The following is a 23,297-nucleotide window of genomic DNA, read 5'->3' as shown; positions in this document are numbered from 1 at the left end:
CGCTCGCCGCGATGCCCGCGTTCAGCGACTCGGTCGCCGACGAGATCGGAATCGACACCACCGCGTCGCAGGTCTCGGTGACGAGACGGGAGAGCCCCTTGCCCTCGCTGCCGACCACCACGACGACCGGACGGTCCGCCAGCTCGAGACCCGGCAGCGAGACCTCGCCGTCGCCGTCGAGCCCGACCACGAAGACGCCCTGCTTCTTGAACTCCTTGAGCGTCTGCGTCAGGTTCGACGCCATCGCGACCGGCACCCGGGCGGCCGCCCCCGCCGACGTCTTCCACGCGGCCGAGTTCAGGCTGGCCGAGCGGCGCTGCGGCACGATGACCGCCTGCCCGCCGAACGCGGCGACCGAGCGGATGATCGCCCCGAGGTTGCGCGGGTCGGTCACGCCGTCGAGGGCGACGAACAGCGGCGTCTCGCCGCGGCCGAGCACGTCGTCGAGCACCTCCATGGGGTGCGCGTGCTCGAGCGGCGGCACCTTCAGCACGACGCCCTGATGCACGGTGTCGCGCTCGACCATGCGATCCATCTCGGGCCGCATGATCTCGAGCACGGCGAGCCCCCGATTGGTCGCGATGCGGAGGATCTCGCGCATGCGATCGTCCATCTCGACGCGGGCCGCGATGTACAGCGTGGTCGCCGGAATCTTCGCGCGCAGCGCCTCGAGCACCGCATTGCGGCCCGTGACGAGTTCGCTCTCGTCCTTCTTGGAGCGTCCGCCGCGCTCGGCGGGGCGGCCCGTGCGCTCGGTGTAGCGCGCCTTCGCCGCCTCGTAGCGCTCGCGCGCCTTCTTCTCCTTGTACTTCGCGTGGTACTCGCGATCCTCGGCGCGGGGCGTGGGGCCGCGGCCCTCGAGCGCCTGGCGCCCCTGCCCGCCCGATCCGACGGCCTTGCCGAGGCCCTTCTTGCGGACAGCGCCGGTACGGCTCTTCTTATTACTCATGTCAGGCTCCAGCGGGGTCCGTTCGGGGTGTCTTCGAGCGCGATGCCGGCCGACAGCAGGCGGTCGCGGATCGCGTCGCTCGTGGCGAAGTCTTTGTCTGCGCGCGCCCGGATGCGCTGTGCGAGGAGGTCATCGACCAGGGCGCCGAGTGCGGACTCGGCGGTGCTCGTATCGGCGCTGCCCGCGACCCAGTGCGAGTCGCGCGGATTCAAGCCGAGAACGTCAAGCATACGCGACACTGCGACACCGTGCCGGGCGGCGAGCTGCGCATCCCCGTCGGCCAGTGCCGAGTTGCCCGCCCGCACCGCGTCGTGCAGTGCGGCGAGGGCCTGCGGGATCGCGAAGTCGTCGAGCATCGCAGCGACGAACGCCTCGGGCAGCCGGTCGGCGGCAGGAGCGGCGAGCGGTGCGGCGAGTTCCTCGGCGAAGCCCGGCAGCTCGGCGGCGCGCGCCAGGAACCCCTCGATCCTCGAGAACGCGGCCTCGGCCTCGGCGAGCGAGGTCTCGGAATACTCGAGCACGGAGCGGTAGTGCGCCGATCCGAGGAAGTAGCGCAGCACGATCGGCCGCGCCTGTGCCAGCAGATCCTCGGCGAACAGCGAGTTGCCGAGCGACTTCGACATCTTCTGCCCGCCGGTGTTCACGAGCCCGTTGTGGATCCAGTGCCGCGCGAACGCGTGGCCCGCCGCCTGCGACTGCGCGAGCTCGTTCTCGTGGTGCGGGAAGCGGAGGTCGAGCCCGCCGCCGTGGATGTCGAACTCCTCGCCGAGGTACCGGGTCGCCATCGCCGAGCACTCGATGTGCCATCCGGGGCGGCCGGGCCCCCACGGCGACGGCCACGCGGCGCTGACGGGCTCGCCGTCGCGGTGCGCCTTCCAGAGCGCGAAGTCGCGGGGGTCGCGCTTGCCGACCGGTTCCGAATCCGCCGCGTCCTCCATCTGGTCGCGCTGCTGCCGGGTGAGGGCGCCGTACTCGGGCCAGCTGGCGGTGTCGAAGTAGACGCTCGCCGATCCGTCAGCGGCCGGGTAGGCGTGCCCCCGCTCGATCAGCAGCTCGATGAGCTCGATCATCTCGCGGATGTTCGCCGTCGCGCGCGGCTCGTACGTGGGGGCGAGCACGCCGATCGCGTCGTACGCGGCGGAGAACACGCGCTCGACGCGGTACGCGAGCGCCCACCACTCCTCGCGGGAGCCGCGCTCCGCCTGAGCGATGCGCGCGTTGTCGAGGATCTTGTCGTCGATGTCGGTCACGTTGCGGATCAACGTGACGTCGTGCCCCGTCGCGGCGAACCACCGGCGCATCTGGTCGTAGACGAGGGCGCTCCGCAGGTGGCCGATGTGGGGTGCCGACTGCACGGTCGGGCCGCACACGTAGAGGCCGACCCTGCCCGCTTCGAGCGGGGAGAAGTCGACGACCGCCTGGGCGCGCGAGTCGTAGATGCGTTGATTCACGCGTATCAGCCTACCGCCGGCGGCACGGCGCGCTCTCGGAGCGCCGCGGGCCGGAGCGCCGCACGCGGCCGCGCCCCGCCCGCACACGGCAGCGCCCGGCAGCGCCCCGCAGCGCCCCGCAGCGCTCCGCCCGCACACGGCAGCGCCCCGCCCGGCGCGGAGCCGAACGGGGCGCGAAGCAGCGAGCCGCGAGCGCTCTCAGTCGAGCGAGCCGCTGATGAAGTACTGGATCTGGCGCGCGATGCCGACCGCGTGATCGCCGAAGCGCTCGTGGTACCGGCTGGCGAGGGTCGAGTCGACCACGTTGGCGGGCGTCTCGGCGAGGTTGTCGCTGAGCACCTTCTCGAACACCTTGGCGTGCAGCTCGTCGAGGTCGTCGTCGAGGTCGCGCACCTCGGCGATGAGCCGCGGGTCCTGCGTGCGCAGCAGATCGACGATCTTGCGCGCCATCTCGACGTCGAGCGCGCCCATGCGGGCGAACGTCTTGGTGAGCCCGGCCGGGATCGCGCTCTCGGGGTAGCGGTAGCGGGCGAGCTGGGCGATGTGCTGGGCCAGGTCGGCCATGCGCTCGAGCGATGCGCTCATCCGCAGCGCCCCGACCATGAGGCGCAGGTCGGAGGCGACGGGCTGCTGGCGCGCCAGGATGTCGATGGTCAGCTGGTCGAGCTCGGCGGCCAGGATCTCGATCTCCTCGACGCGGTCGATCACCTTCTCGGCGATCCCGACGTCGGAGCTGCCGAAGGCGGTGGTGGCCTCGGTGATGGCCTGCTCGACGAGCTCGGCGATCAGTACCAGGCGATCCTGCACATCGCGGAGCGACTGCTGAAAGACCTCACGCATGGGGTTTCCTCTCTGTCTGCGCAGACGCGCAACCTCAACCAGTTTGGGCGGGACCGATGAACCGCGGCGCACGAACAGGTAAACAACAGTTGAACTCTGGGGTCTCGGGTCTGTGCGCACATCTACGATGAGAGACATGGACCCGACCCTGCTCGTACTCGCGGCGACGGCACTGGGCATCGTCGTGGGCGCAGGCACCACCCTAGCAATCGTGGGCGCCCGCGCGGCAGGCGTTCGGCGGTCGAAGGAGATGCGTCCCGAGCTGCCCGAGGTGGCCACCGCGATCCTCGACGAGGTCGACACGTTCGCCGTGGTGCTCGATTCGTCGCTCGCGCCGGTGTACGTCAATCCGGTGGCCCGCCAGGAGCGGCATCTGAGCGACGAGGAGTTGCTGGACACCGAGTTCCTCAGTCGCGTGCGACGGGTGATGACGACGGGCATCCCGGACACCCACGATCCCGACCCGACCAACCCGTCCGACACGGTGCGCATCCACATCGTGCGCCTGCAGCAGCGGTTCGTCGTGATTCTGGCGGAGGACATGGGCGAGGAGCAACGCGTGAACGCGATGCGCCGCGATTTCATCGCGAACGTGAGCCACGAGCTGAAGACGCCGATCGCGGCGATCGGGCTCCTCGCGGAGGCGGTGCAGGAGGCCGCCTCCGACCCGGTGCTCGTGCGCGACTTCGCGAAGAGTCTCGTCAAGGAGTCGCGTCGCCTCGGCGAGCTCTCCCGCGACATCATCCAGCTGTCGGAGGCGCAGTCGACGCTGCGGCCGGAGGATCGCGAATCGGTGTCGCTGATCGACCTCGTGCGCGCCGAGGTCGAGACGCATCGCGCCTTCGCCGAGCAGCATCACGTCGATCTGGTCGTGACGGCCGACGATGCGCGGGAGCGCGACGCCGTGATTCTGGGCCGCCCCACCTCGCTGAGCTCGGCGGTGGCCAACCTGCTCAGCAATGCGATCCGCCATTCGCCGGAGGGCGGGCGCGTGGGCGTGGGCATGGCACGGGAGAAGAACCGGTTCGTGGTGACCGTCACCGACCAGGGCGAGGGCATCCCCTCCGAGCATCTGCCGCGCATCTTCGAGCGCTTCTACCGGGTGGACGGCGCCCGCACACGGGTCGACGGCGGCACCGGGCTCGGGCTGAGCATCGCCCGGCACACGATGCGCGCGCACGGCGGCGACGTCGACGTGTGGTCGCAGCAGGGCGTGGGATCGAGCTTCACGCTCACCTTCCCGCTCCACGTGGAGAACGATTCGTCGAAGAGCGCGAAGCGCGTGAAGAAGGCGAAGCGCGCGATGAAGTCCGCGGGGCTCGCGAACCAGGCGGCACGCACGAACGCCCCGGCTCCGGCGGAGTCGGGTCATGAGAAAGGACCACAGTAGTGGCACAGCACATCCTGCTCGTCGAAGACGAGGAGTCGATCTCCCGGCCGCTCTCGTTCCTGCTCGAGCGCGAGGGCTACCGGGTCACCGTCGTCGATGACGGCGCGGAGGCGGTGACCGCCTTCGCGGCCGCGCAGCCCGACCTGGTGCTGCTCGACCTGATGCTGCCGAGTCTGCCCGGCACGGAGGTCTGCCGCGCGATCCGCCAGACCTCGCAGGTGCCGGTCATCATGCTCACCGCGAAGGACAGCGAGATCGACATCGTCGTGGGCCTCGAACTCGGGGCGGACGACTACATCACGAAGCCCTACTCCACGCGCGAGCTGCTCGCCCGGGTGCGCGCCGCGCTGCGGAGGTCGGGATCCGTCGAGGAGGATCGGGCCGACGACTTCGACGCGCTGGTGCTCGACGAGCTCGGGATCCGCCTCGACTCCGAGCGGCACGCGGTCGCCGTGCGCGGCGAGGAGATCTCCATGCCGCTGCGCGAGTTCGAGCTGCTCGAGATGCTGATGCGGCACGCGGGGCGCGTGCTGACCCGGGGCCAGCTCATCGACCGCGTCTGGGGCAGCAACTACTACGGAGACACGAAGACCCTCGACGTGCACATCAAGCGCATCCGGGCGCGCATCGAGGAGGAGCCGTCGAAGCCGAAGCTGATCTCGACGGTGCGCGGGGTGGGCTACCGCTTCGGATAGCGGCGCGCGGCGTAGCGCTGTGACGGGCGGCGTCGCCCCGGCGTCGGTGAGAGATTCGGCTTCCGTGAGCTCCCTTCCTGGGCGCGCGTCTCACCGACGCCGAATCTCTCACGGAAGCGGTTGGTCGGCAGCCTGAGCAGCGCATACGGTGCAGCCGCCCCGCGGTGCGGGCGGCGCGGGCGGCGCGGGCGGCGCGGGGCGACGCGGGGCGGCGCGGGCCGCGCACGAGAAAGCCCCCGCGATCCTGTCGGATCCGGGGGCCTTCAAGCGAGCCTACTCGGCCTGCGCCGCCTCTTCGTCGGTCACATCGTCGCCGACCTTCGACTGATCCGCGACCTCGTCGGCCTCGGTGATCTCGTCGCCGACCGTGCTGTCGCTGTTCTCCTCCGCGCTGAAGTTCTCCGGGAGCACGTACTGGCGGTACTCCTCGAGCGTGCCGTCGAGCACGGGCACCTGGTAGGGCACCTCCGGCGATCCGGCGATCTGGAAGTACGCCTCGATCGTCGACCCGACCTCGAGCCCGTCGAGCGTCACGAGCACGGGGGTCTGCTCGCCCTCGGGATCGCCGAAGAGCGTGTTGCCCGTGGGCACCTCGAACTCGGCGCTCGCCTGCTGCGACCCCGATCCGATGAACGTGATCGTGAGATCCTGCGGCTCGCCCGACTGGTTGACCGCGCCGAACACGACGTTGAAGTTCTCTCCCGACTCGTCGGCCACGAGCATGATGTTGCGCACGTCGACCGCTCCGACGTCGACATTGACTCCATCGCTCGGGCCGTACGGGGTGGCGGTGGCGATCGGAGCGACGAGGCTGCAGCCGGTCGCGCCGAGCACGATGGCCGCCGCAACAGCGACGGTCGAGGCGATCCGAGTCTTCAAGGTGGTCCTCCGAGCCGTATGGTGATCCGCGAATTGCGCACCGAAACATGAGCGCACAGTTGAGATCATCTTATCGGTGGCGCCCGCCAGGTGCAGCTTAGGCTCTCCTAACTTCACACGTCGCTATGGTATTCTGGGCGCGGATCGTGAAGGAGCCGTTCGATGCAATTCGAGGTCGGAGAGACGGTGGTGTATCCCCACCATGGCGCAGCGCAGATCGTGGCGGTCAAGCAGCGCAGGCTCGGCGGCCGCGAGCAGACCTTCCTCACGCTGCAGGTCGACGAGGACAACCTGACGATCGAGGTTCCGGCAGAGAACTGCGAGCTCGTCGGCGTGCGCGACGTGATCGATCAGCAGGGCCTCGCGCGCGTCTTCGATGTGCTGCGCGCCCCCTTCACCGAGGAGCCGGCGAACTGGTCGCGGCGCTACAAGGCCAATCTCGAGAAGCTCGCCTCGGGCGACGTGTTCAAGGTCTCCGAGGTGGTGCGCGACCTGTGGCGCCGCGATCGCGACATCCGCGCGCTCTCCGCCGGCGAGAAGCGCATGCTCGCCAAGGCCCGGCAGATCCTCGTCTCGGAGGTCGCCCTCGCCGAGCAGACCGATGAGGCGAGCGCCGGTTCGCTCGTCGACGACGTGCTGGCCTCCTGACGAGCGCCGGATCGCGGATCGCCGATCCGGCCCGGCGGCGCCCCGCAGCGCCCCACCGCACCGCACCGCACCGCACCGCACCGAGTACCCTGGGCGCATGAGCAGCTCAGCCTTCCTCACCGAAGCGGACGACGCCGTTCCGCACCCGCTCGCCACGCTCGGCGTCGTGCTCGTCGGCGCCGGCAGCGGACGACGCCTCGGCGCCGCGCAGCCGAAAGCGTTCACCGAGCTGCACGGACGCCCGCTCATCGAGTTCGGCGTCGGCGTCGTCACCTCGCTCCCCCATTCGGGCCACCTCGTCGTGGTCGTGCCCGAGTCGCACGCGGCGCGCGCGCTCGAGCTCGTCGAGCAGGTGCTGCCCGACCGCACCCGCTGGGAGGTCTCCATCGTGCCCGGCGGACGGGAGCGCTACGAGTCCGTGCGATTCGGCCTCGACGCGCTGCCCGATTCGATCGACACCGTGCTCGTGCACGACGCCGCACGCCCCTTCGCGAGCGCCGCGCTCTTCGAGCGGGTGATCGCCGAGGTGCGGGCGACGGGCGACGGCGTCGTGCCCGCGCTGCGCGTCACCGACACCCTGAAGCGTGTGGACGCCGACGGACTCGTGCACGAGACCGTCGATCGCGACGCGCTCGTCGGCGTGCAGACCCCGCAGGGGTTTCCGCGCGAACTCCTCGCCGCGGCGTACGCCGACGCCGAGCTGCAGAGCGCGGCCCCGACCGATGACGCCGACGTGGTGCAGCGCGGCGGCGGGCGTGTGCGCACCGTGCCCGGCGAGATGCGCGCCCACAAGCTGACGACGCCCGACGACATCGCGATCCTCAAGCACTTCCTCGCCGCGAACGCGGCCGGGCTGGAGCTCGAGCAGTGATCCGCGTCGGCACCGGCGTCGACGTGCACGCCTACGCGGTTCGCGGGAGCGTTGGTGGCGCCCCCGCCGAAAGCGGCGGCCTGCGACTGGCCGGGCTCGACTGGGCGGGCGAGCCCGCGCTCGCCGGGCACAGCGATGGCGACGCGGTGTGCCACGCGGTGGTCGACGCGCTGCTCTCGGCTGCGGGTCTCGGCGATATCGGAGAGCTCGTCGGGGTCGACGATCCGGCCGCGGCCGGAGCCGCGAGCACCGGTTTCGTCACGGAGGCGCTCGCACGGCTCGCCGCGCACGGCTGGACGCCCGTCAACGTGGCGGTGCAGATCGTAGGCGAACGTCCGCGATTCGCGGCCCGCCGCACGGAAGCTCAGCGCGTGATGTCGGCGCTCGTCGGGGCCCCCGTCTCACTCGCCGCGACGACCACGGACCACCTCGGGTTCACCGGACGCGGAGAGGGTCTCGCCGTGATCGCGACGGCGCTCATCGAGCGCGCCGACGCCTGATCCGCCCGGGCGGCTCTGGCGTCGCGAGGCTCTCGCGCCGCGAGCACTGGCGCCGCGAGCACTCCGCGCCGTCAGGCTGCAGAGTTGCCGAGAGCGCGATTCCGCACCGGGCAGGCCCTCGCGCGAGCACGAACTGAGCTTTCGCGGGCTCTCGAGCGAGCAGGACCCGCGCGAGCAGGATCCGCGTGAGCAGGACCCGCGCGAGCAGGATCCGCGCGAGCAGGATCCGGGAGCGAGCCCGCGGGCTGATCAGGCCGCGTACGACCCGACGAGGCGCACCGCGCCGCCCTGCACGCCCTTCGCGCCCTGCTCGAACCCGTCGAGGTCACGCGTCGAGGCCGAGACCTCGCCCGCGACCCACACGTCGAGCCCCTCGGCCGTCAACGCGGCCGCGACGTGCTGCGCGGAGGCGGCGTCCACGACGGCGAACATGCCGACGCCCAGGTTCCACGCGCCCTCGACCGACTCGAGCGTGTGCCCGCCGAGATCGGCGAGGTGGCGGAAGACGGGGAGCGGGGACCAGGCGCCGCGGTCGAGCTCCGTCCAGGTGCCGACCGGCAGCACGCGGGCGAGGTTCGCCGCGATCCCGCCGCCGGTGACGTGGGAGAGGGCGTGGACGGCGCCGTCGAGCGCCGGGTCGTCGAGCACGCGCAGCAGCGGCGACGTGTAGAGCGCGGTCGGCACGAGCAGCGCCTCGCCGTAGCTCGCGCCGAGCTCGGCGCTGCGGTCGGTGTAGGAGACGCCCCGCTCGGCCAGGATGTGCCGCACGAGCGAGAACCCGTTCGAGTGCAGCCCCGAGGCGCCGAGGGCGAGGATCACGTCGCCGTCGGCGACGCGCTCCGGCCCGAGCACGCGGTCCGCCTCGACGACGCCGACCGCGGCGCCGGCGACGTCGTAGTCGTCGACGCCGAGGAGCCCGGGGTGCTCCGCGGTCTCTCCGCCGACGAGCGCCGTGCCCGTGGCCTCGCAGGCCTGCGCGATCCCGCGCACGATGTCGGCGATGCGCTGCGGCACGACCTTGCCGCAGGCGATGTAGTCGGTCATCGCGAGCGGCTTCGCGCCCACCACGACGATGTCGTCGACGATCATCGCGACGAGATCCTGACCGATGGTGTCGTGGATGTCCATGGCCTGAGCGATCGCAACCTTCGTGCCCACGCCGTCCGTGGCGCTCGCGAGCAGCGGGCGGCGGTACTCCTTCAGCGCGGATGCGTCGAAGAGCCCGGCGAATCCGCCGACGCCGCCAACCACCTCGGGGCCGTGCGTGCGCGCCACTGCGGATTTCATCAGCTCGACGGCCAGATCACCGGCAGCGGTATCGACTCCGGACTGGGCATAGATCGACGCGTTTTCGCTCACCCGAACAGCGTACCCTGCGGTGCACCGACCTGCGATGGACGGCCCCGACCGTTCGCCCGGCTGCGTGTGGGAGACTAGGCGGTGCGTCACCTCGACTCGACGCATCACCCACCTCGCAGGGAGCATCCACAACAGCATGTGCGGCATCGTCGGTATCGTTTCACCCGAACCCGTCAACCAGCAGATCTACGACAGCCTCCTGCTGCTGCAGCACCGCGGCCAGGACTCGACGGGCATCGCCACGCTCGACGGCGATTTCTTCCACATGGTGAAGGCCAAGGGACAGGTGCGCGAGGCCTACCGCACCCGCGACATGCGGAGCCTCACCGGCAACGTGGGTCTCGGCCACGTGCGGTATGCGACGCGCGGCTCCGCGGCCGCCGAGGACGAGGCGCAGCCGTTCTACGTGGGCGCCCCGTACGGCATCATCCTCGTGCACAACGGCAACCTCACCAACACCCGCGAGCTCACCGCCGACCTCTACAACGTCGACCGCCGCCACCTCAACACCCACTCCGACACCGAGCTGCTGCTCAACGTGCTCGCCAACGAGCTGCAGTCGACCATCAGCGGCCTCTCGCTCGACGCCGAGCAGGTGTTCGCGGCGGTCTCGCGCGTGCACGAGCGCGTGGACGGGTCGTACGCCGCGATCGCGCTCATCGCCGGCTACGGCCTGCTCGCCTTCCGCGATCCGTTCGGGATCCGGCCGCTCGTGCTGGGACGTCGCACGGGGGCGAACGGCAGCGACGAATGGGTCGTCGCCTCGGAGTCGCTGGTGCTCGAGTCGGGCGGATACGAGCACGTGCGCGACGTGGAGCCCGGCGAGGCGATCCTCATCTCCCCCGACGGCAAGATGACCTCGCAGCAGTGCGCGGCCGAGACCCGGCTGGTGCCCTGCGCGTTCGAGTACATCTACCTCGCCCGCCCCGACTCGGTGCTCAGCGGGATCTCGGTGTACGAGGCGCGCCTGCGGCTCGGCGACGTGCTCGCCGAACAGGTGCAGGCGGAGCTGCCCGGCGTCGACATCGACGTCGTCATGCCGATCCCCGATTCGGGCCGGCCGAGCGCGATGCAGCTCGCGCAGCGCCTCGGCGTCCCCTACCGCGAGGGATTCTTCAAGAACCACTACGTCGGCCGCACGTTCATCATGCCGGGCCAGGCCGTGCGCAAGCGCAGCGTGCGCCAGAAGCTCAACGCGATGAGCTCGGAGTTCGCCGGCAAGAACGTGCTGCTCGTCGACGACTCGATCGTGCGCGGCACCACCTCGCGCGAGATCGTCGAGATGGCGCGCGCCGCGGGTGCGAAGTCGGTCATCTTCGCGTCGGCCGCGCCGCCCGTCATCTTCCCGCACGTCTACGGCATCAACATGCCGTCGCGCAGCGAGCTGATCGCGCACGAGCGCACCCCGGCGGAGATCGCCTCGGAGCTGAACGCCGATCACCTCGTGTACATGAGCGTCGAGGGCATGAACCGCGCGATTCTCGCGGGTCAGGATCGCGTCACCGAGCTCGAGCAGAGCTGCTTCACGGGCGAGTACATCACGGGCAGCGTCGACGAGGAGTACCTCTCCTGGGTCGAGGCGACGCAGGAGAGCTGACCGCGCGCTCCCGCGCATACGACGAACCCCTCCGGCCGGATGCGGCGGGAGGGGTTCGTCGTTCGTCGAGCGGTCTAGCGCTTCGGGTCTTCGGGATCGGCCGGGCTCTGGGGCGCCTGCGGCGAGTCGGTCGGATCCTGACCGGCAGCGGTCGCGGGCGGAGCCGCGGGATCGCTCGGGGCGGACGACGCGGCCGGCGGCACCGGAGGTATAGCGGGCGGGGCCGCGGGCGGCGTCGCCGAGTCGGCGGGCGCGGCGTCGCTGCCGGAGCCGTCGCGATCCGAGCTGACCTCCTTGCGCAGGATCTTCATCGACTGCCCGAGGCTCTTCGCCAGTGCGGGGAGCTTCGGCGCACCGAACAGCAGCAGCACGATGAACAGGATGACGATCAACGTCGGCCCTGAGAGGTTACCGATCATGGAAAGCAGGCTCCGATCGTTGCGACGGGACGGTTAGGAGGCGTCCGTCTTGGTGTTGGAGGGGGTCGTCTCCGCGGTCGTGTCGCCGTCGCTGCCGACCTCCTTCCGGAGGATCTTCATCGACTGGCCGAGGCTCTTCGCCAGCGCGGGGAGCTTCGGAGCGCCGAACATCAGCAGGATGATGAAGAGGATGGCGACGAGGTGCATCCCTGTGAGGTTACCGAGCATGGCAGTTTCTCCGAATCGTTGTTGAGGGGATTATCGCACGTCGGACTGTATGGCGATACCGGTGCCGCGCTGCCGCCGCACCGCTGCCCCGAGCAGGATCGCGACGAGCCCGGCGAGGCCCGCACCGATGGCCGCTCCGATGAGCGCCATGAATCCGACGATCTGGCCGAGCGTGTACTCGGCACCCTCCTCGATCGGGAAGAAGAGGCACGCGAGCATCGCGATGACTGCCCCCGCGACGATGCCGCCGATCACGATGCGGCCGACCCGCACCGAGCGCTCGATGGTCACCTCTCGCTGGGAGACCTCGACGATCGGCTCGCGCTCGACCGGCGCATCGCCGGGCGCCGACGCGGTCGATTCGGGAGTGGGCGCCGCGGGCGCTCCGGATGCTGGCGCTCCCGGTGCGGGCGCACCCGCTGCGGGCGCGGCGTCGGCGGGCTCCCGCGCAGGGAGGCCCGTCGGAAGATCGGACTGACTCATACCTCTAGTGTCGCAGCTTCGACTGGGTACTCGCGCACGAGCGGCAGCAGCCCGGTCAGCGCGGCGCGCGATCCCGAGGCGACGACCCGGGAGTCGCCGATCGCGGTGCTCCAGTCGAGGTCGCCGCACGCGAGCGCGATCCAGGTCTCGGGGTCGGTCTCGATCACGTTGGGAGGCGTGCCGCGAGTGTGCCTCGGTCCGCTCACGCACTGCGTCGCCCCGTAGGGCGGCACCCGCACCTCGACGGTGTTGCCGGGCGCGCGCTCGGCGAGCTCCTCGAGCAGGTAGCGCACGGCGGTCGCCACCTCGCCGCGCGCGGTGCTGCCGGCGCGCACCGCTGCGAGGGCCGCTCGTCCGTCGTCGATCGATATCCTGCGCTTCGCCACGGTTCCAGCCTATCCGCGCTTCGGTAGTCTGGAGGGCGTGAAGATCCTCGTCCTGGGCCCCGGCGCCCGCGAACACGCCATCGTCCTCGCCCTCCTCGCGGAGGGCGCCGATCACGAGATCGTCTGCGCGCCGGGCAACGCGGGCATCGCGGCGAGCGGAGTCGAGACCCCGGAGCTCGCGTACACCGACCCGCAGGCGGTCGCCGCGTTCGTGGAGGATCGCGGTTTCGATCTCGTCGTGATCGGCCCCGAGGCGCCGCTCGTCGCGGGGGTGGCGGATCCGCTGCGCGCCGCCGGCGTACCGGTGTTCGGGCCGGATCGCGCGGCAGCACAGCTGGAGGGCTCGAAGGCGTTCGCGAAGCGCATCATGGACGAGGCGCAGGTGCCCACCGGCCGGGCCACCCGCGTCGCCTCGGCGGAGGCGGCGGGCGCGGTGCTCGACGAGTTCGGCGCACCGTACGTGGTGAAGGCCGACGGCCTCGCCGCCGGGAAGGGCGTGCTCGTGACCGAGGACCGCGACGCCGCGCTGGCGCACGTCGCCACGTGGGCCCCGCACGGGGAGGTGCTCATCGAGGAGTTCCTGGACGGGCAGGAGGTGTCGCTCTTCTTCTTCGCCGACGGGCACGACGTGCTGCCGCTGAGCCCGGCGCAGGACTACAAGCGCATCTTCGACGGCGACCAGGGGCCGAACACGGGCGGCATGGGCGCGTACTCCCCGCTCCCCTGGGTCGACGAGGGCTTCGTCGACGAGATCACCCGCACGGTGGCGCTGCCGACGGTGCGCCGGCTCGAAGCCGAGGGCACCCCGTTCGTCGGTCTGCTGTACTGCGGCCTCATCGTGACGGCTCAGGGCGTGCGCGTCATCGAGTTCAACGCGCGCTTCGGCGACCCCGAGACGCAGGTGGTGCTGGCGCGGCTCGAGTCGCCGCTCAGCCGGTACCTGCTGGCCGCCGCGAACGGCGCGCTCGCTGCGGAGCCCGAGCCGGAGTTCTCCGCGGACCCGGCCGTGATCGTGGTGGTCGCGAGCGAGGGCTACCCGGGCGATGCGGCGACCGGTCGGGAGATCGGCGGCATCGAGGCTGCCGCGGCGCTTCCCGGTGTGCACGTGGTGCACGCCGCGACGGCGCGCACAGCGGATGGCGGGTGGATCGCGACGGGCGGTCGCGTGCTCGGCGTCGTCGCGCGCGGTGCCGATTTCGCCGAGGCGCGCGAGCGCGCCTACGCGGGCGTCGCTGAGATCTCGCTCGAGGGCGGCCAGTCTCGCACGGATATCGCTGCGCGCGTCGCCTGACGCTCCGCCGCACCGCACCGGTGCACCGCCGCGAACGCCGCTACTCGCCGCGGATCAGCGTGTCGAAGTCGGGTTCCTCAGGGTGGTTCGGGGCTTCGGTCTCGTCGGGCTCCGCGTCTGGCTGCGGCCGGGCATCGGGGCACTTCCCCGTCGGCAACTCGGAGCGGTCGATCCGGATGGTCTCGTCGAGATCGTGACCGCGCCCCGAATCGGGCTCCGCGCCCGCTCCTCCGCGCGCCGCATCGGACTCGTCGTCTGCGATCACGGTGACCGGGTTCGTCTCGAGCTCGGGGTGGTCGCCGACCGCGGGCTCGGCGTCGACCTCGATCGCCGCGGCATCTTCTGACGGTCCCGCCGCAGCAAGCGCGTCATCGACCTCGTCGATCTCCCCGTCGACCTCGGGTTCGCGCACTTCGAGCTCGCCGCCGGAGCCGGCGCTCGCGTCGGCACCAGCGCTCGCGTCGGTATCGGCATCAGCACCGGCATCGGCATCGGCATCGGCATCGGCGCTCGCATCGGCATCGGCATCGGCAGACGCGTCCGCGCCGGTGGCAGCATCAGCGGCGATGGCCGCGCCCGCCCCGGCCGCGGCGGCCGACGCGGCGCCCGCACCCCACTGCTCCCGCTCGCCGAAGGCACCCGCGGCCTGCGCCGCCTCGAGCGCGGACTTCAGGTCGCGCAGCAGCACCTGCCACCCCTCCTGCGACGCCGCCGCCCGCTCGCCGGCCGCTGGGAGTGCGTCGAAGCCCGTCTCCGTTACGGTGATGCCCGTATCGACCCCCTGGGTGCGCAGCGTGATCAGCACCGCGGTGTCGCGCTCGTCGCCGGACTCCCGCCAGGTGAAGCCCACCGCGTGCCCCTCGACCCACACGTCGACCGTTCCCGACGCATCGCGACTGACCATCGCGTCGCCCTCGCCCTCGGACCACTGCTCGGCGACCGCGCCGCCCACGCGCGCGTCGAGCTGCAGCTCGGGCCACCACTCCGCGCGGCGATCCGGCTCCACGAGATAGGTCCAGGCAGCGGCTCGCGCGACGCCCACTCGACTCCGCGCCACCACAGGCCCCAGCGGGATCATACTTCTCCTCAGGTCTCTCGCACCGGTCTCGGCGACCGGCTTCCGGGAGCTCGGCCCAGGCGCGAGTTCCCGACTTGGTACCGAGCGTAACGGCACCCCCTGACAACCGGGTTCCAATCGGCCGCCTGTCGGGGTTTTGCCGTCGAGAACGCGGCAGTGGCACCCGTCGCGCGATCCCGCCCCCGCACCCGGCGCGAGGCGCAGTGCGAGAATGGAGGGGTGACCACACTCCCCGCACCCATGCAGCTCGCCGGTTGGCGCCACATCTACTCGGGCAAGGTCCGCGACCTCTACACGCCCGCCGATGGCTCGGACGCGCACCTGCTCGTCGTCGCGAGCAATCGCGTGAGCGCGTTCGACCACGTGCTCGAACCGCCCATTCCGGGCAAGGGCGCCCTGCTCACCGCGCTGTCGAACTGGTGGTTCGCCCGCATCGACCTCCCGAACCATCTCGTCGACGACCGCGCGGCCGCTCCTGAGGTGCCGGCGGAGGTCGCCGATCGCGCGATGCTCACGCGCCGGCTCGAGATGCACCCGATCGAGTGCGTCGTGCGCGGCGCACTGACCGGATCGGGCTACGCCGAGTACGAGCGCACCGGGGCGGTGTGCGGCATCGAACTGCCCGCGGGGCTGCGCGACGGCGACCTGCTCGACACCCCCATCTACACGCCCGCCTACAAGGCCCCGCTCGGGGAGCACGACGAGAACATCACCTTCGCACGCAGCGTCGAGCTGGTGGGCGAAGACGTCGCGACCGCGCTGCGCGACGCGTCCCTGCGCCTCTTCACCGCCGCTCGGGATCTCGCTGCCACCCGCGGCGTGGTGCTCGCGGACACCAAGTTCGAGTTCGGCCGCGACCCGCTGACCGGTGAGCTCGTGCTCGCCGACGAGGTGCTCACGAGCGACTCCTCCCGGTACTGGGACGCATCGGCGTATCACGACACCGCGCTCCCCCGGCAGGATCGCCTCGCCTCCTTCGACAAGCAGATCGTGCGCAACTGGCTCTCGGAGCACTGGGACCGCACCGGCGAGCCGCCCGCGCTGCCCGAGCGGATCGTCGCGCAGACGTACGAGCGGTACCGCGAGCTGTACGTGCGGCTGACCGGTGGAGAACCGCCGTACGCTCCCGTCGCCGTCTGAGCGGCCCCGCGATCCCCCGCCGCGCGATCCGTGCGAGAATATGCAGTAGCTTCACCACGAGAAATGGAGATCCCGGGTGCCCACGATTGTCGTTGATGTCATGCCCAAGGCCGAGCTGCTCGACCCGCAGGGTAAGGCCACCACGGGGGCGCTCGCTCGTCTCGGCCACGAGAAGTTCGAGAACGTGCGCATCGGCAAGCGCTTCGAGTTCCAGGTCGCCGGCGAGGTGACCGACGCGGTGCTCGACGAGGTGCGCCAGGTCGCCGACGACATTCTCTCGAACGGGGTCATCGAAGACGTCGTCGCGATCAGCGTCGACGGCGCTCCCGTCGCCGACGCGCTCGCCGGCGAGGCTCGCTGATGCCGCGGATCGGGGTCGTCACCTTTCCCGGTTCCCTCGACGATCGCGACGCGCAGCGCGCGATCCGCCGCGCCGACGGCGAGCCGGTGGCCCTCTGGCACGCGGACCACGATCTGCAGGACGTCGAGGCGATCGTGCTGCCCGGCGGCTTCAGCTACGGCGACTACCTGCGTCCCGGAGCAATCGCCGCGGTCTCGCCGATCATGACCGAGGTCGTCGCCGCCGCCAATCGCGGGATGCCGGTGCTCGGCATCTGCAACGGCTTCCAGGTGCTCGTCGAGTCGCACCTGCTGCCCGGCGGGCTCATCCGCAACGCCCACCAGCAGTTCATCCGCCGCGACCAGCGGCTCATCGTCGAGAACGCCGATACGGCGTGGACGCACCGCTTCCAGCCGGGCGAGGAGATCGTCATCCCCCTCAAGAACGGCGACGGCGGCTACATCGCCAACGAGGAGACCCTGGAGTACCTCGAGGGCGAGGGGCTCGTCGCCTTCCGCTACGCGGGCGTGAACCCGAACGGATCGCTGCGCGACATCGCCGGGCTCACCAACGAGCGCGGCAACGTGGTCGGCCTGATGCCGCACCCCGAGCACGCGGTCGAGGCGGGCTTCGGGCCCGACATGCCCGACGCGATGCGCTCCGGCACCGACGGCCTGCGGTTCTTCGAGAGCGCCGTCGAAGCGCTCGTCGCCCGCGCCGCCTGAGCGGCTCAGCCGGCGGGCGACCCCGGCGCGGCGCGCGGCGTCGTGCGGGCCGCCCCGGGCGACTCCGTCGCGGTGCCGCTAGGCCGTGACCCGGCCGACGTCGAGACCGTACGACAGGATGCGCAGCGGGCCGATGTCGCGCTCGATGGTGAACTCGCGCTCGGGAATCTGCACGAACCCCATCCGCTCGTAGAGGCGCTGCGCCGGGAGCATCTGCTCGCCCGTGTGCAGCACGAGCCGGTCGAGCCCGCGCGATCGCGCCATATCGGCCGCGTGGCGCATGATCGCCTGGCCGACGCCACGCCCGCGGGCCGCGCGGGAGACGCCGAGCAGGCGCACATCGAACTCGTTCTCGGCGGTGTCGTCGATCAGCCGCTCCCCCGCCCGGGGAACGGTGATCGTGCCGAGCAGGTCGCCGGTGACGGGGTCGACGGCCACGAGCACCTCGGAGACCTCGTCGCGCCCCGCGACGTCCTCGATCTCGGCGAGGTACTCGTCGTTCAGGGTGTAGTCGCCCGCGTAGGCGGCGCGCACCATGGCCCCGACGGCGTCGTACTCCTCGGGCCGCACGCGGCGGATCTGCATCGTTTCTCGCACCCCGGAAGCCTACTCCCCTAGGCAGCCGAGCGCACCGCGGGGGCGACCGCCGAGCAGGCAGCACAGGCCACCGCTCAGGCCGCCGACCGCGCCGCTCAGGCCGCCGCGTCGGCCTCCGCTCAGGCCGCCGCGCCGGCCGCCGCCCGAGCCGCCCCGGGCAGCGCGTCGACGACGCGGGCGAGCGCCGCGTCGTCGTGCGCGGCGGTGACGAACCACGCTTCGAAGGCGCTCGGCGGCAGGTTGACCCCCTGCTCGAGCATCGCGTGGAAGAACGCGCGGTGCGCCGCGACGTTCTGGCCCTGGACCTCAGCGTACCCGCGCGGAGCATCGGGGAACTCGCCGAACAGCACGCTGAACAGCGTTCCGGCGCGCTGCACCCGATGCGGCACTCCGGCATCCGCGAGCGCCGCCGTCACGGCGCCGGTGAGCACGTCCGCGGCGTGCGACAGTCGCGCGTAGGCCGCAGCGTCGGCGTGCTGCAGCGTCGTGAGGCCCGCGGCGACGGCGAGCGGATTGCCCGAGAGGGTGCCGGCCTGGTAGACGGGCCCGAGCGGCGCGAGCAGCTCCATCAGCTCGGCGCGACCGCCGAGCGCGGCGAGCGGCAGTCCTCCGCCGACGACCTTGCCGAAGGTGAGCAGATCGGGCGTGACGCCCGCGGCGACGCGGTCCTGCTCGATGCCCCAGAACCCCGAGGGGCCGGCGCGGAAGCCGGTGAGCACCTCGTCGAGGATCACGAGTGCGCCGTGCGCGTGGGCGAGCCGGATCATCGCCTCGGTGAAGCCGGGCATCGGCGGCAGCACGCCCATGTTGGCGGCGGCGGACTCGGCGATGACGGCGGCGATGCGATCGCCGTGCTCCGCGAACGCGGCCTCGAGCGCGTCGAGGTCGTTGTAGGGCAGCACGAGGGTCTGCGCGGCGGTCTCAGCCGTCACGCCCGCGGAGCCCGGCATCGCGAGCGTCGCGAGCCCGGATCCCGCCTCCGCGAGGAGGCCGTCGGAGTGGCCGTGGTAGTGCCCCGCGAACTTGATGACGAGCGGCCTCCCGGTCGCGCCGCGGGCGATGCGGATCGCCGTCATGGTGGCCTCGGTGCCCGTCGAGACGAGGCGCACCCGCTCGACGACCGGCATGCGCGCGATGATCTCCTCGGCGAGCTCCGCCTCCTGCGGCACCGAGGCACCGAAGCCGAGCCCGCGCGCGGCCGTCTGCTGCACGGCGTCGACGACGGCGGGGTGGGCGTGCCCCAGCAGCGCCGGGCCCCACGACGCGACGAGGTCCACGTACTCGTTGCCGTCGACGTCGGTGACGTACGGGCCCGAGCCGGAGACGAGGAAGCGGGGGGTGCCGCCGACGGAGCCGTAGGCGCGCACCGGCGAGTTCACGCCGCCGGGGATGACGCGCGCGGCGCGTTCGGAGAGCGCCGCGCTCGCGGCGGCCTCGGGGTGGGGGATCTGGTGTGCGTGCATCGGTTCCATCCTGCGGGTCGGGTGCGGTCGAACGGGTCGGCGGGTCGGCTCAGAGCCCTCGGGCGAGCTCGGTGGCGAAGTAGGTGAGCACGGTGTCGGCTCCGGCGCGCTTGATGCTCACCACCGATTCCTCGATGGCGCGATCCCGATCGATCCAGCCGTTCGCCGCAGCCGCTTCGATCATCGCAGCCTCCCCCGACACCTGGTAGGCCCAGACGGGCACGGGGCTCACGGCGGCGACGTCGGCGAGCACGTCGAGATAGCTCATCGCGGGCTTCACCATCACGATGTCGGCTCCCTCGGCGAGGTCGAGCTCGGCCTCGCGGAGCCCCTCCCGACGGTTGGCGGGATCCTGCTGGTAGGTGCGCCGATCCCCCACGAGCTGCGAGTCGACCGCTTCGCGGAACGGCCCGTAGAATGCCGACGCGTACTTGGCCGAGTAGGCGAGGATCGCCGTGTCCTGGAACCCGGCCGCGTCGAGGGCGTCGCGCACGGAGGCGACCTGGCCGTCCATCATGCCCGAGAGTCCGAGGAGTGCGGAGCCCGCCTCCGCCTGGGCGAGCGCCATGGCCCGGTAGCGTTCGAGGGTCGCGTCGTTGTCGACGACGATGCGATCGCTGTCGGCCGAGGCGACCTGCAGCACCCCGCAGTGGCCGTGATCGGTGAACTCGTCGAGGCAGAGGTCGGTCTGCACGACCAAGGCGTCGCCCACCTCGTCCGCGATCGCGCGGGTCGCCACGTTGAGGATGCCGTTCGGGTCGTCGGCGGCACTGCCCACGGCGTCGCGCACCTCGGGCACGCCGAAGAGCATGACGCCCCCGACGCCGGCGGTCGCGGCCTCGACGGCGGCGCGGCGCAGCGAGTCGATCGTGTGCTGGAAGACGCCGGGCATCGAGGAGATCGCCTGCGGTTCCGAGATGCCCTCGCGCACGAAGAGCGGCAGCACGAGGTCGGCCGCGTGCAGCCGGGTCTCTGCCGTCAGGCGGCGCATGGCTCGGCTCGTGCGCAGGCGGCGGGGGCGAACGGTGGGGATCATCGGGGGCTTCCTCCTGAGGGGTTCGTGAAGCGGGCGCGGGCGACCCGGTCGAGCAGGTTCGCGACGGTGTGCGGATCAGCGGTGACGTCGGCGGCGAGGCCCTGCTCAGCGAGAGCGCGGGCGGTCGGGGCGCCGATCGCCGCGAGCCGCACCCCCGCGGGCAGGGGCGTGAAGCGGCGTGCGACTTCGCGGGCGCCGGAGGCGCTCAGCACGAGGATCACGTCGACGTCGCCCGAGCGCACACTCGACTCGATCGCCGCGTCGCGCGGTGCCGGCTGCGTGCGGTAGGCGGTCACGCGGTCGATGCGGTGGCCGGCGCGTTCGAGCGCCGACTCGAGCGTGCGATCGGCGATCTCCGACACGGGCAGCAGGAAGCGCAGCGCGGCGTCACCCGGGTGCGCGAGGAGCGCCTCGGCGAGCCCCACCGCCGAGTAGTCGGCGGCGGGCGCGAGATCGGGATCGAAGCCGTGCGCGCGCAGCGCGTCGGCCGTCGCGGGCCCCACCGCGGCGACCCGCGGCGCGCCCGGCTCCGACCCTTGCGGCGGTCGGGCGCCGGCCGCGGCGAACGCATCGGCCGCGTTCGCGCTCGTGACGAGCAGCCAATCGTACTCGCCCCGGTTCCAGGCCTCCGCGGCAGCGGCGAGCGGCTCGGGGTCGGCCGGCGGCGTGATCACGGTGAGCGGCGACCGCACGGGCAGGCCGCCGCGCACGCGCACCGCCTCGGTGTCGCGCTCACCGGCGGCACCCCCGCGCGTGACGAGCACGCGCGCGTCGCGCAGCCCCTCCGAGGGCGCCCGATCCTCGTCGCTCATGCGGCCCCGAGCGGCGCGAGATCGGCCGCCCCCTCGGCGAGCAGCGTCGCGGCGACCCGCCGTCCGAGCTCCTCGGGCATGCGCTCCGCCCGCTCACGGGCAGCGGCCTCGCGGTCGGCGTCGGAGACGGATTCGGCGTCGGCCCCGGATTCGGATTCGGCGTCGTCGGCGAACCACGGCACCTCGCACTCCGCGCTCAGCTGCGCGGAGCCGTCGACCCGGTAGACAACCGCCCGCAGTCGCAGCGCGTCGCCCGCGACCTCGGCGCAGGCGCCGATCGGGGCGGCGCACCCCGCCTCCAGTGCGGCGAGCAGGGCGCGCTCGGCCAGCGCGGTCGCACGGGCCTCGGCGTCGTCGAGAGCCGCGAGCGCGCGGGCGAACGGCTCCGCCGCGGCGTCGGCCTCGCGCACCTCGATCGCGAGCGCACCCTGGCCCGGAGCGGCCGGAACGTCGGTCAGCGGGAAGCGCTCGGTGATGGCCGTCGCGCGACCGAGACGGTCGAGGCCGGCCGCGGCGAGCACCACGGCATCGAGGTCGACCCCGACGCGGCCGAGACGAGTGTCGACGTTGCCGCGCAGATCGTGCACGTCGAGATCGGGGCGCCGCGACCGGAGCTGCGCGGCGCGGCGCGGCGAACCGGTGCCGACGCGGGCGCCCTCGGGGAGATCGGCGAGGGTCAGCGCATCGCGCGCGCACAGCGCGTCGCGCGCGTCGGCGCGTGCGGGCACCGCGCCGAGCACGATGCCGGGGCACGCGCCGGTGGGCAGATCCTTGAGCGAGTGCACCGCCAGATCGCACTCGCCGGCGAGGAGCGCATCCCGGAGCGCGCTCACGAACACGCCCGTGCCGCCGAGCTGCGACAGCGGTGCGCGCGTCACATCGCCGTGCGTCGTGACGATGACCAGGCCCACATCGAGCCCGGTCGCGGCGGCGATCTGCTCGGCGACCATGGTCGTCTGCGACACGGCGAGCGCGCTTCCACGGGTTCCGATGCGCAGCATTCCCGGCGCGGCCGCGAGCGGCGCGTCGGAGCGGAAGACGCGGCCGGACGGAGTGGGGAGCGAAGCGTTCATGGCGAGAGGTCTTTCGGGTCGGATCATCGGTGGGAGGCCGCACTCAGGGCAGCGGTCGCGGCCCCACGGGCGCCCTGCACGATCGCGGCGAGGCCGGTGCCGCTCACCCAATCGCCTGCGAGGGCGATCCCCTCGGGAGCGGCCGGCGGGCGGGCGTCGCGCGAACCCGGCGGGCGGCCCATGCGCCAGGTGCAGCGGGCCAGATCGACGACGGTGTCGGCACGGAGGTCGACACCGAGAATGCGCGAGGCGTCGTACCGGGCGATCCCGCGCACCTCCGCGTCGTCCAGTCCGATCGTCTCGGGGGCCGATCCCGCCCGCCCGTAGGAGAGGCGCACGATGTGCCGGCCGGGCCCCGCCTCGCGGGCGCGCTCCGGCCACTTCGCGGTCACATGGGTGAGCGCCTTCGCGAGGATCGGCGCCGCCGCGCCGTCACGGCGAGATCCCGAGCCGACCGCGTCGCGTGCGACGAGGGCGCCGGTGCCGCGGGGCGCCCCGTCGAGCCGGGGGTCGTCGATGGCGAGCGCGATCACCTCGACGCGATCGGTCGTCGTGCCCGTCGTTCCGCCCGCATCGAGCAGGCGTCGGGCGACGTTCTCGGGGACGGCGAGCACAACGCCGTCGGCCTCGGCGAGCGGTGCGCCGTCGTCGGCGAGCACGCGCCACCGGCCGCCGCCCGAGGAGCCCTGCTCGTCGTGCTGCTGCTCCAGCCGCCGCGCCTTCACGCCGCGGTGCACCGCGACGCCGAGCCGGGCGAGCTCCGCTTCGAGCCCGGCGATCAGCTGCGTCATCCCGCCGCGGCGTGAAGGCGCGGCGGCTGGAGCAGCAGCACGACGAGCAGGGCTCCTCGGGCGGCGGCCGGTGGCGCGTGCTCGCCGACGACGGCGCACCGCTCGCCGAGGCCGACGGCGTTGTGCTCGCCGTCCCCGAGAACGTCGCCCGACGCCTGCTCGATGCGGGCGGAACGACGGGCACGACGACCGATCGCGTCGAGGTGATCGCGCTCGCCATCGACGACCCCCGGCCCGACGGGGCGCCCCGCGGCAC

At 72.3% G+C, this 23,297-nt stretch carries 27 protein-coding genes; 11 read left to right on the top strand and 16 right to left on the bottom strand.

What is annotated here, in order from left to right; translation table 11 throughout:
• From rlmB to phoU, 3 genes are all read right to left on the bottom strand, one after another.
• On the bottom strand, positions 1-949 hold a 949-nt coding region (gene rlmB / locus NS354_RS11485), incomplete at its 3' end, for a 23S rRNA (guanosine(2251)-2'-O)-methyltransferase RlmB (RefSeq protein ID WP_058594612.1).
• Positions 946-2,400 (bottom strand): cysteine--tRNA ligase, encoded by a 1,455-nt coding sequence (cysS, locus tag NS354_RS11480; RefSeq protein ID WP_058594611.1) that lies wholly within the window; start codon positions 2,398-2,400, stop codon positions 946-948. The genes rlmB and cysS, both read right to left, overlap by 4 nt.
• A gap of 198 nt (positions 2,401-2,598) precedes the next feature.
• Positions 2,599-3,240 carry a phosphate signaling complex protein PhoU gene (gene phoU / locus NS354_RS11475; RefSeq protein WP_058594610.1) on the bottom strand — a complete coding sequence of 214 codons (642 nt, stop codon included), beginning with the start codon at positions 3,238-3,240 and terminating at the stop codon, positions 2,599-2,601.
• A gap of 136 nt (positions 3,241-3,376) precedes the next feature.
• Here phoU and NS354_RS11470 point away from each other — a divergent pair, with 136 nt between their 5' ends.
• On the top strand, positions 3,377-4,630 hold the full coding sequence (locus tag NS354_RS11470) for a sensor histidine kinase (protein ID WP_058594609.1): 1,254 nt from the start codon (positions 3,377-3,379) through the stop codon (positions 4,628-4,630).
• Positions 4,630-5,325 carry a response regulator transcription factor gene (locus NS354_RS11465; RefSeq protein ID WP_058594608.1) on the top strand — a complete coding sequence of 232 codons (696 nt, stop codon included), beginning with the start codon at positions 4,630-4,632 and terminating at the stop codon, positions 5,323-5,325. The genes NS354_RS11470 and NS354_RS11465 overlap by 1 nt, the downstream gene beginning before the upstream one ends.
• Before the next feature lie 273 nt (positions 5,326-5,598).
• Here NS354_RS11465 and NS354_RS11460 read toward each other — a convergent pair whose 3' ends face one another.
• A complete protein-coding gene (locus tag NS354_RS11460; protein WP_058594607.1) occupies positions 5,599-6,204 on the bottom strand; it encodes a hypothetical protein in 606 nt (201 codons plus the stop codon).
• Between the two features lie 162 nt (positions 6,205-6,366).
• On the opposite strand from NS354_RS11460, the gene NS354_RS11455 reads away from it, so the two are divergent.
• From NS354_RS11455 to ispF, 3 genes are all read left to right on the top strand, one after another.
• Positions 6,367-6,852 carry a CarD family transcriptional regulator gene (locus tag NS354_RS11455; RefSeq protein WP_058594606.1) on the top strand — a complete coding sequence of 162 codons (486 nt, stop codon included), beginning with the start codon at positions 6,367-6,369 and terminating at the stop codon, positions 6,850-6,852.
• A gap of 97 nt (positions 6,853-6,949) precedes the next feature.
• Positions 6,950-7,723, top strand: coding sequence for a 2-C-methyl-D-erythritol 4-phosphate cytidylyltransferase (ispD, locus tag NS354_RS13655; RefSeq protein WP_058594605.1), 774 nt, complete (start codon positions 6,950-6,952; stop codon positions 7,721-7,723).
• Positions 7,720-8,223: a 2-C-methyl-D-erythritol 2,4-cyclodiphosphate synthase gene (gene ispF / locus NS354_RS13650; RefSeq protein WP_082678058.1), complete on the top strand. Its 504-nt coding sequence runs from the start codon at positions 7,720-7,722 to the stop codon at positions 8,221-8,223. The genes ispD and ispF overlap by 4 nt, the downstream gene beginning before the upstream one ends.
• Positions 8,224-8,472: 249 nt before the next feature.
• Here the strand turns inward: ispF and purM are convergent, their stop codons facing one another.
• Positions 8,473-9,582, bottom strand: a complete 1,110-nt coding sequence (gene purM / locus NS354_RS11440) for a phosphoribosylformylglycinamidine cyclo-ligase (protein WP_058594604.1) — start codon at positions 9,580-9,582, stop codon at positions 8,473-8,475.
• 136 nt (positions 9,583-9,718) lie between these two features.
• Here purM and purF point away from each other — a divergent pair, with 136 nt between their 5' ends.
• The gene (gene purF / locus NS354_RS11435; RefSeq protein WP_058594603.1) at positions 9,719-11,179 is read left to right on the top strand and encodes an amidophosphoribosyltransferase; all 1,461 of its coding nucleotides are present in this window, start codon (positions 9,719-9,721) and stop codon (positions 11,177-11,179) included.
• A gap of 74 nt (positions 11,180-11,253) precedes the next feature.
• Here the strand turns inward: purF and NS354_RS13905 are convergent, their stop codons facing one another.
• The 4 genes from NS354_RS13905 to NS354_RS11415 are packed head-to-tail and all read right to left on the bottom strand — an operon-like array spanning position 11,254 to position 12,695.
• Positions 11,254-11,598 carry a Sec-independent protein translocase subunit TatA/TatB gene (locus NS354_RS13905; RefSeq protein WP_082678057.1) on the bottom strand — a complete coding sequence of 115 codons (345 nt, stop codon included), beginning with the start codon at positions 11,596-11,598 and terminating at the stop codon, positions 11,254-11,256.
• A 33-nt stretch (positions 11,599-11,631) separates the two neighbouring features.
• The gene (locus NS354_RS11425) at positions 11,632-11,826 is read right to left on the bottom strand and encodes a twin-arginine translocase TatA/TatE family subunit (protein ID WP_058594602.1); all 195 of its coding nucleotides are present in this window, start codon (positions 11,824-11,826) and stop codon (positions 11,632-11,634) included.
• A gap of 30 nt (positions 11,827-11,856) precedes the next feature.
• Entirely contained in the window at positions 11,857-12,309 is a 453-nt protein-coding gene (locus NS354_RS11420) for a hypothetical protein (RefSeq protein ID WP_058594601.1), read from the bottom strand.
• A complete protein-coding gene (locus tag NS354_RS11415; RefSeq protein ID WP_058594600.1) occupies positions 12,306-12,695 on the bottom strand; it encodes a sterol carrier family protein in 390 nt (129 codons plus the stop codon). Before NS354_RS11415 ends, NS354_RS11420 begins: the two co-directional genes overlap by 4 nt.
• A gap of 37 nt (positions 12,696-12,732) precedes the next feature.
• On the opposite strand from NS354_RS11415, the gene purD reads away from it, so the two are divergent.
• Positions 12,733-13,986: a phosphoribosylamine--glycine ligase gene (gene purD, locus NS354_RS11410; protein ID WP_058594599.1), complete on the top strand. Its 1,254-nt coding sequence runs from the start codon at positions 12,733-12,735 to the stop codon at positions 13,984-13,986.
• A 40-nt stretch (positions 13,987-14,026) separates the two neighbouring features.
• On the opposite strand, the gene NS354_RS11405 is transcribed toward purD, so the two are convergent.
• The gene (locus NS354_RS11405) at positions 14,027-15,064 is read right to left on the bottom strand and encodes an SRPBCC family protein (RefSeq protein WP_082678056.1); all 1,038 of its coding nucleotides are present in this window, start codon (positions 15,062-15,064) and stop codon (positions 14,027-14,029) included.
• Positions 15,065-15,304: 240 nt separating this feature from the next.
• Between NS354_RS11405 and NS354_RS11400 the strand changes: the two genes are divergently transcribed.
• The 3 genes from NS354_RS11400 (at position 15,305) to purQ (ending at position 17,269) form a co-directional block, all read left to right on the top strand.
• Positions 15,305-16,204, top strand: coding sequence for a phosphoribosylaminoimidazolesuccinocarboxamide synthase (locus NS354_RS11400; RefSeq protein ID WP_058594597.1), 900 nt, complete (start codon positions 15,305-15,307; stop codon positions 16,202-16,204).
• A gap of 76 nt (positions 16,205-16,280) precedes the next feature.
• Positions 16,281-16,565, top strand: coding sequence for a phosphoribosylformylglycinamidine synthase subunit PurS (purS, locus tag NS354_RS11395; RefSeq protein WP_058594596.1), 285 nt, complete (start codon positions 16,281-16,283; stop codon positions 16,563-16,565).
• Positions 16,562-17,269, top strand: a complete 708-nt coding sequence (purQ, locus tag NS354_RS11390) for a phosphoribosylformylglycinamidine synthase subunit PurQ (RefSeq protein ID WP_153002202.1) — start codon at positions 16,562-16,564, stop codon at positions 17,267-17,269. The genes purS and purQ overlap by 4 nt, the downstream gene beginning before the upstream one ends.
• Positions 17,270-17,347: 78 nt before the next feature.
• On the opposite strand, the gene NS354_RS11385 is transcribed toward purQ, so the two are convergent.
• The 6 genes from NS354_RS11385 to NS354_RS11360 form a co-directional block, all read right to left on the bottom strand.
• Positions 17,348-17,866 (bottom strand): GNAT family N-acetyltransferase, encoded by a 519-nt coding sequence (locus tag NS354_RS11385; protein ID WP_153002201.1) that lies wholly within the window; start codon positions 17,864-17,866, stop codon positions 17,348-17,350.
• 119 nt (positions 17,867-17,985) lie between these two features.
• Entirely contained in the window at positions 17,986-19,329 is a 1,344-nt protein-coding gene (hemL, locus tag NS354_RS11380) for a glutamate-1-semialdehyde 2,1-aminomutase (RefSeq protein ID WP_058594593.1), read from the bottom strand.
• A gap of 49 nt (positions 19,330-19,378) precedes the next feature.
• Complete coding sequence (gene hemB / locus NS354_RS11375; protein ID WP_082678054.1) at positions 19,379-20,365, bottom strand: porphobilinogen synthase; 987 nt, start codon at positions 20,363-20,365, stop codon at positions 19,379-19,381.
• Positions 20,362-21,177, bottom strand: a complete 816-nt coding sequence (locus NS354_RS11370; RefSeq protein ID WP_058594592.1) for a uroporphyrinogen-III synthase — start codon at positions 21,175-21,177, stop codon at positions 20,362-20,364. Before NS354_RS11370 ends, hemB begins: the two co-directional genes overlap by 4 nt.
• On the bottom strand, positions 21,174-22,250 hold the full coding sequence (gene hemC / locus NS354_RS11365; RefSeq protein WP_082678053.1) for a hydroxymethylbilane synthase: 1,077 nt from the start codon (positions 22,248-22,250) through the stop codon (positions 21,174-21,176). The genes NS354_RS11370 and hemC overlap by 4 nt, the downstream gene beginning before the upstream one ends.
• 23 nt (positions 22,251-22,273) lie before the next feature.
• Complete coding sequence (locus NS354_RS11360; RefSeq protein WP_058594591.1) at positions 22,274-23,041, bottom strand: FAD-dependent oxidoreductase; 768 nt, start codon at positions 23,039-23,041, stop codon at positions 22,274-22,276.
• Positions 23,042-23,052: 11 nt separating this feature from the next.
• Between NS354_RS11360 and NS354_RS11355 the strand changes: the two genes are divergently transcribed.
• Positions 23,053-23,297, top strand: a 245-nt coding sequence (locus tag NS354_RS11355) for a hypothetical protein (protein WP_058594590.1), incomplete at its 3' end; no start/stop codon positions are given.

The organism is Leucobacter chromiiresistens (assembly GCF_001477055.1).
GTDB classification, from domain to species: domain Bacteria; phylum Actinomycetota; class Actinomycetes; order Actinomycetales; family Microbacteriaceae; genus Leucobacter; species Leucobacter chromiiresistens_A.
Note: the sequence above shows the minus strand (reverse complement) of the source record. Positions and strands in the feature narration are given on the sequence as shown.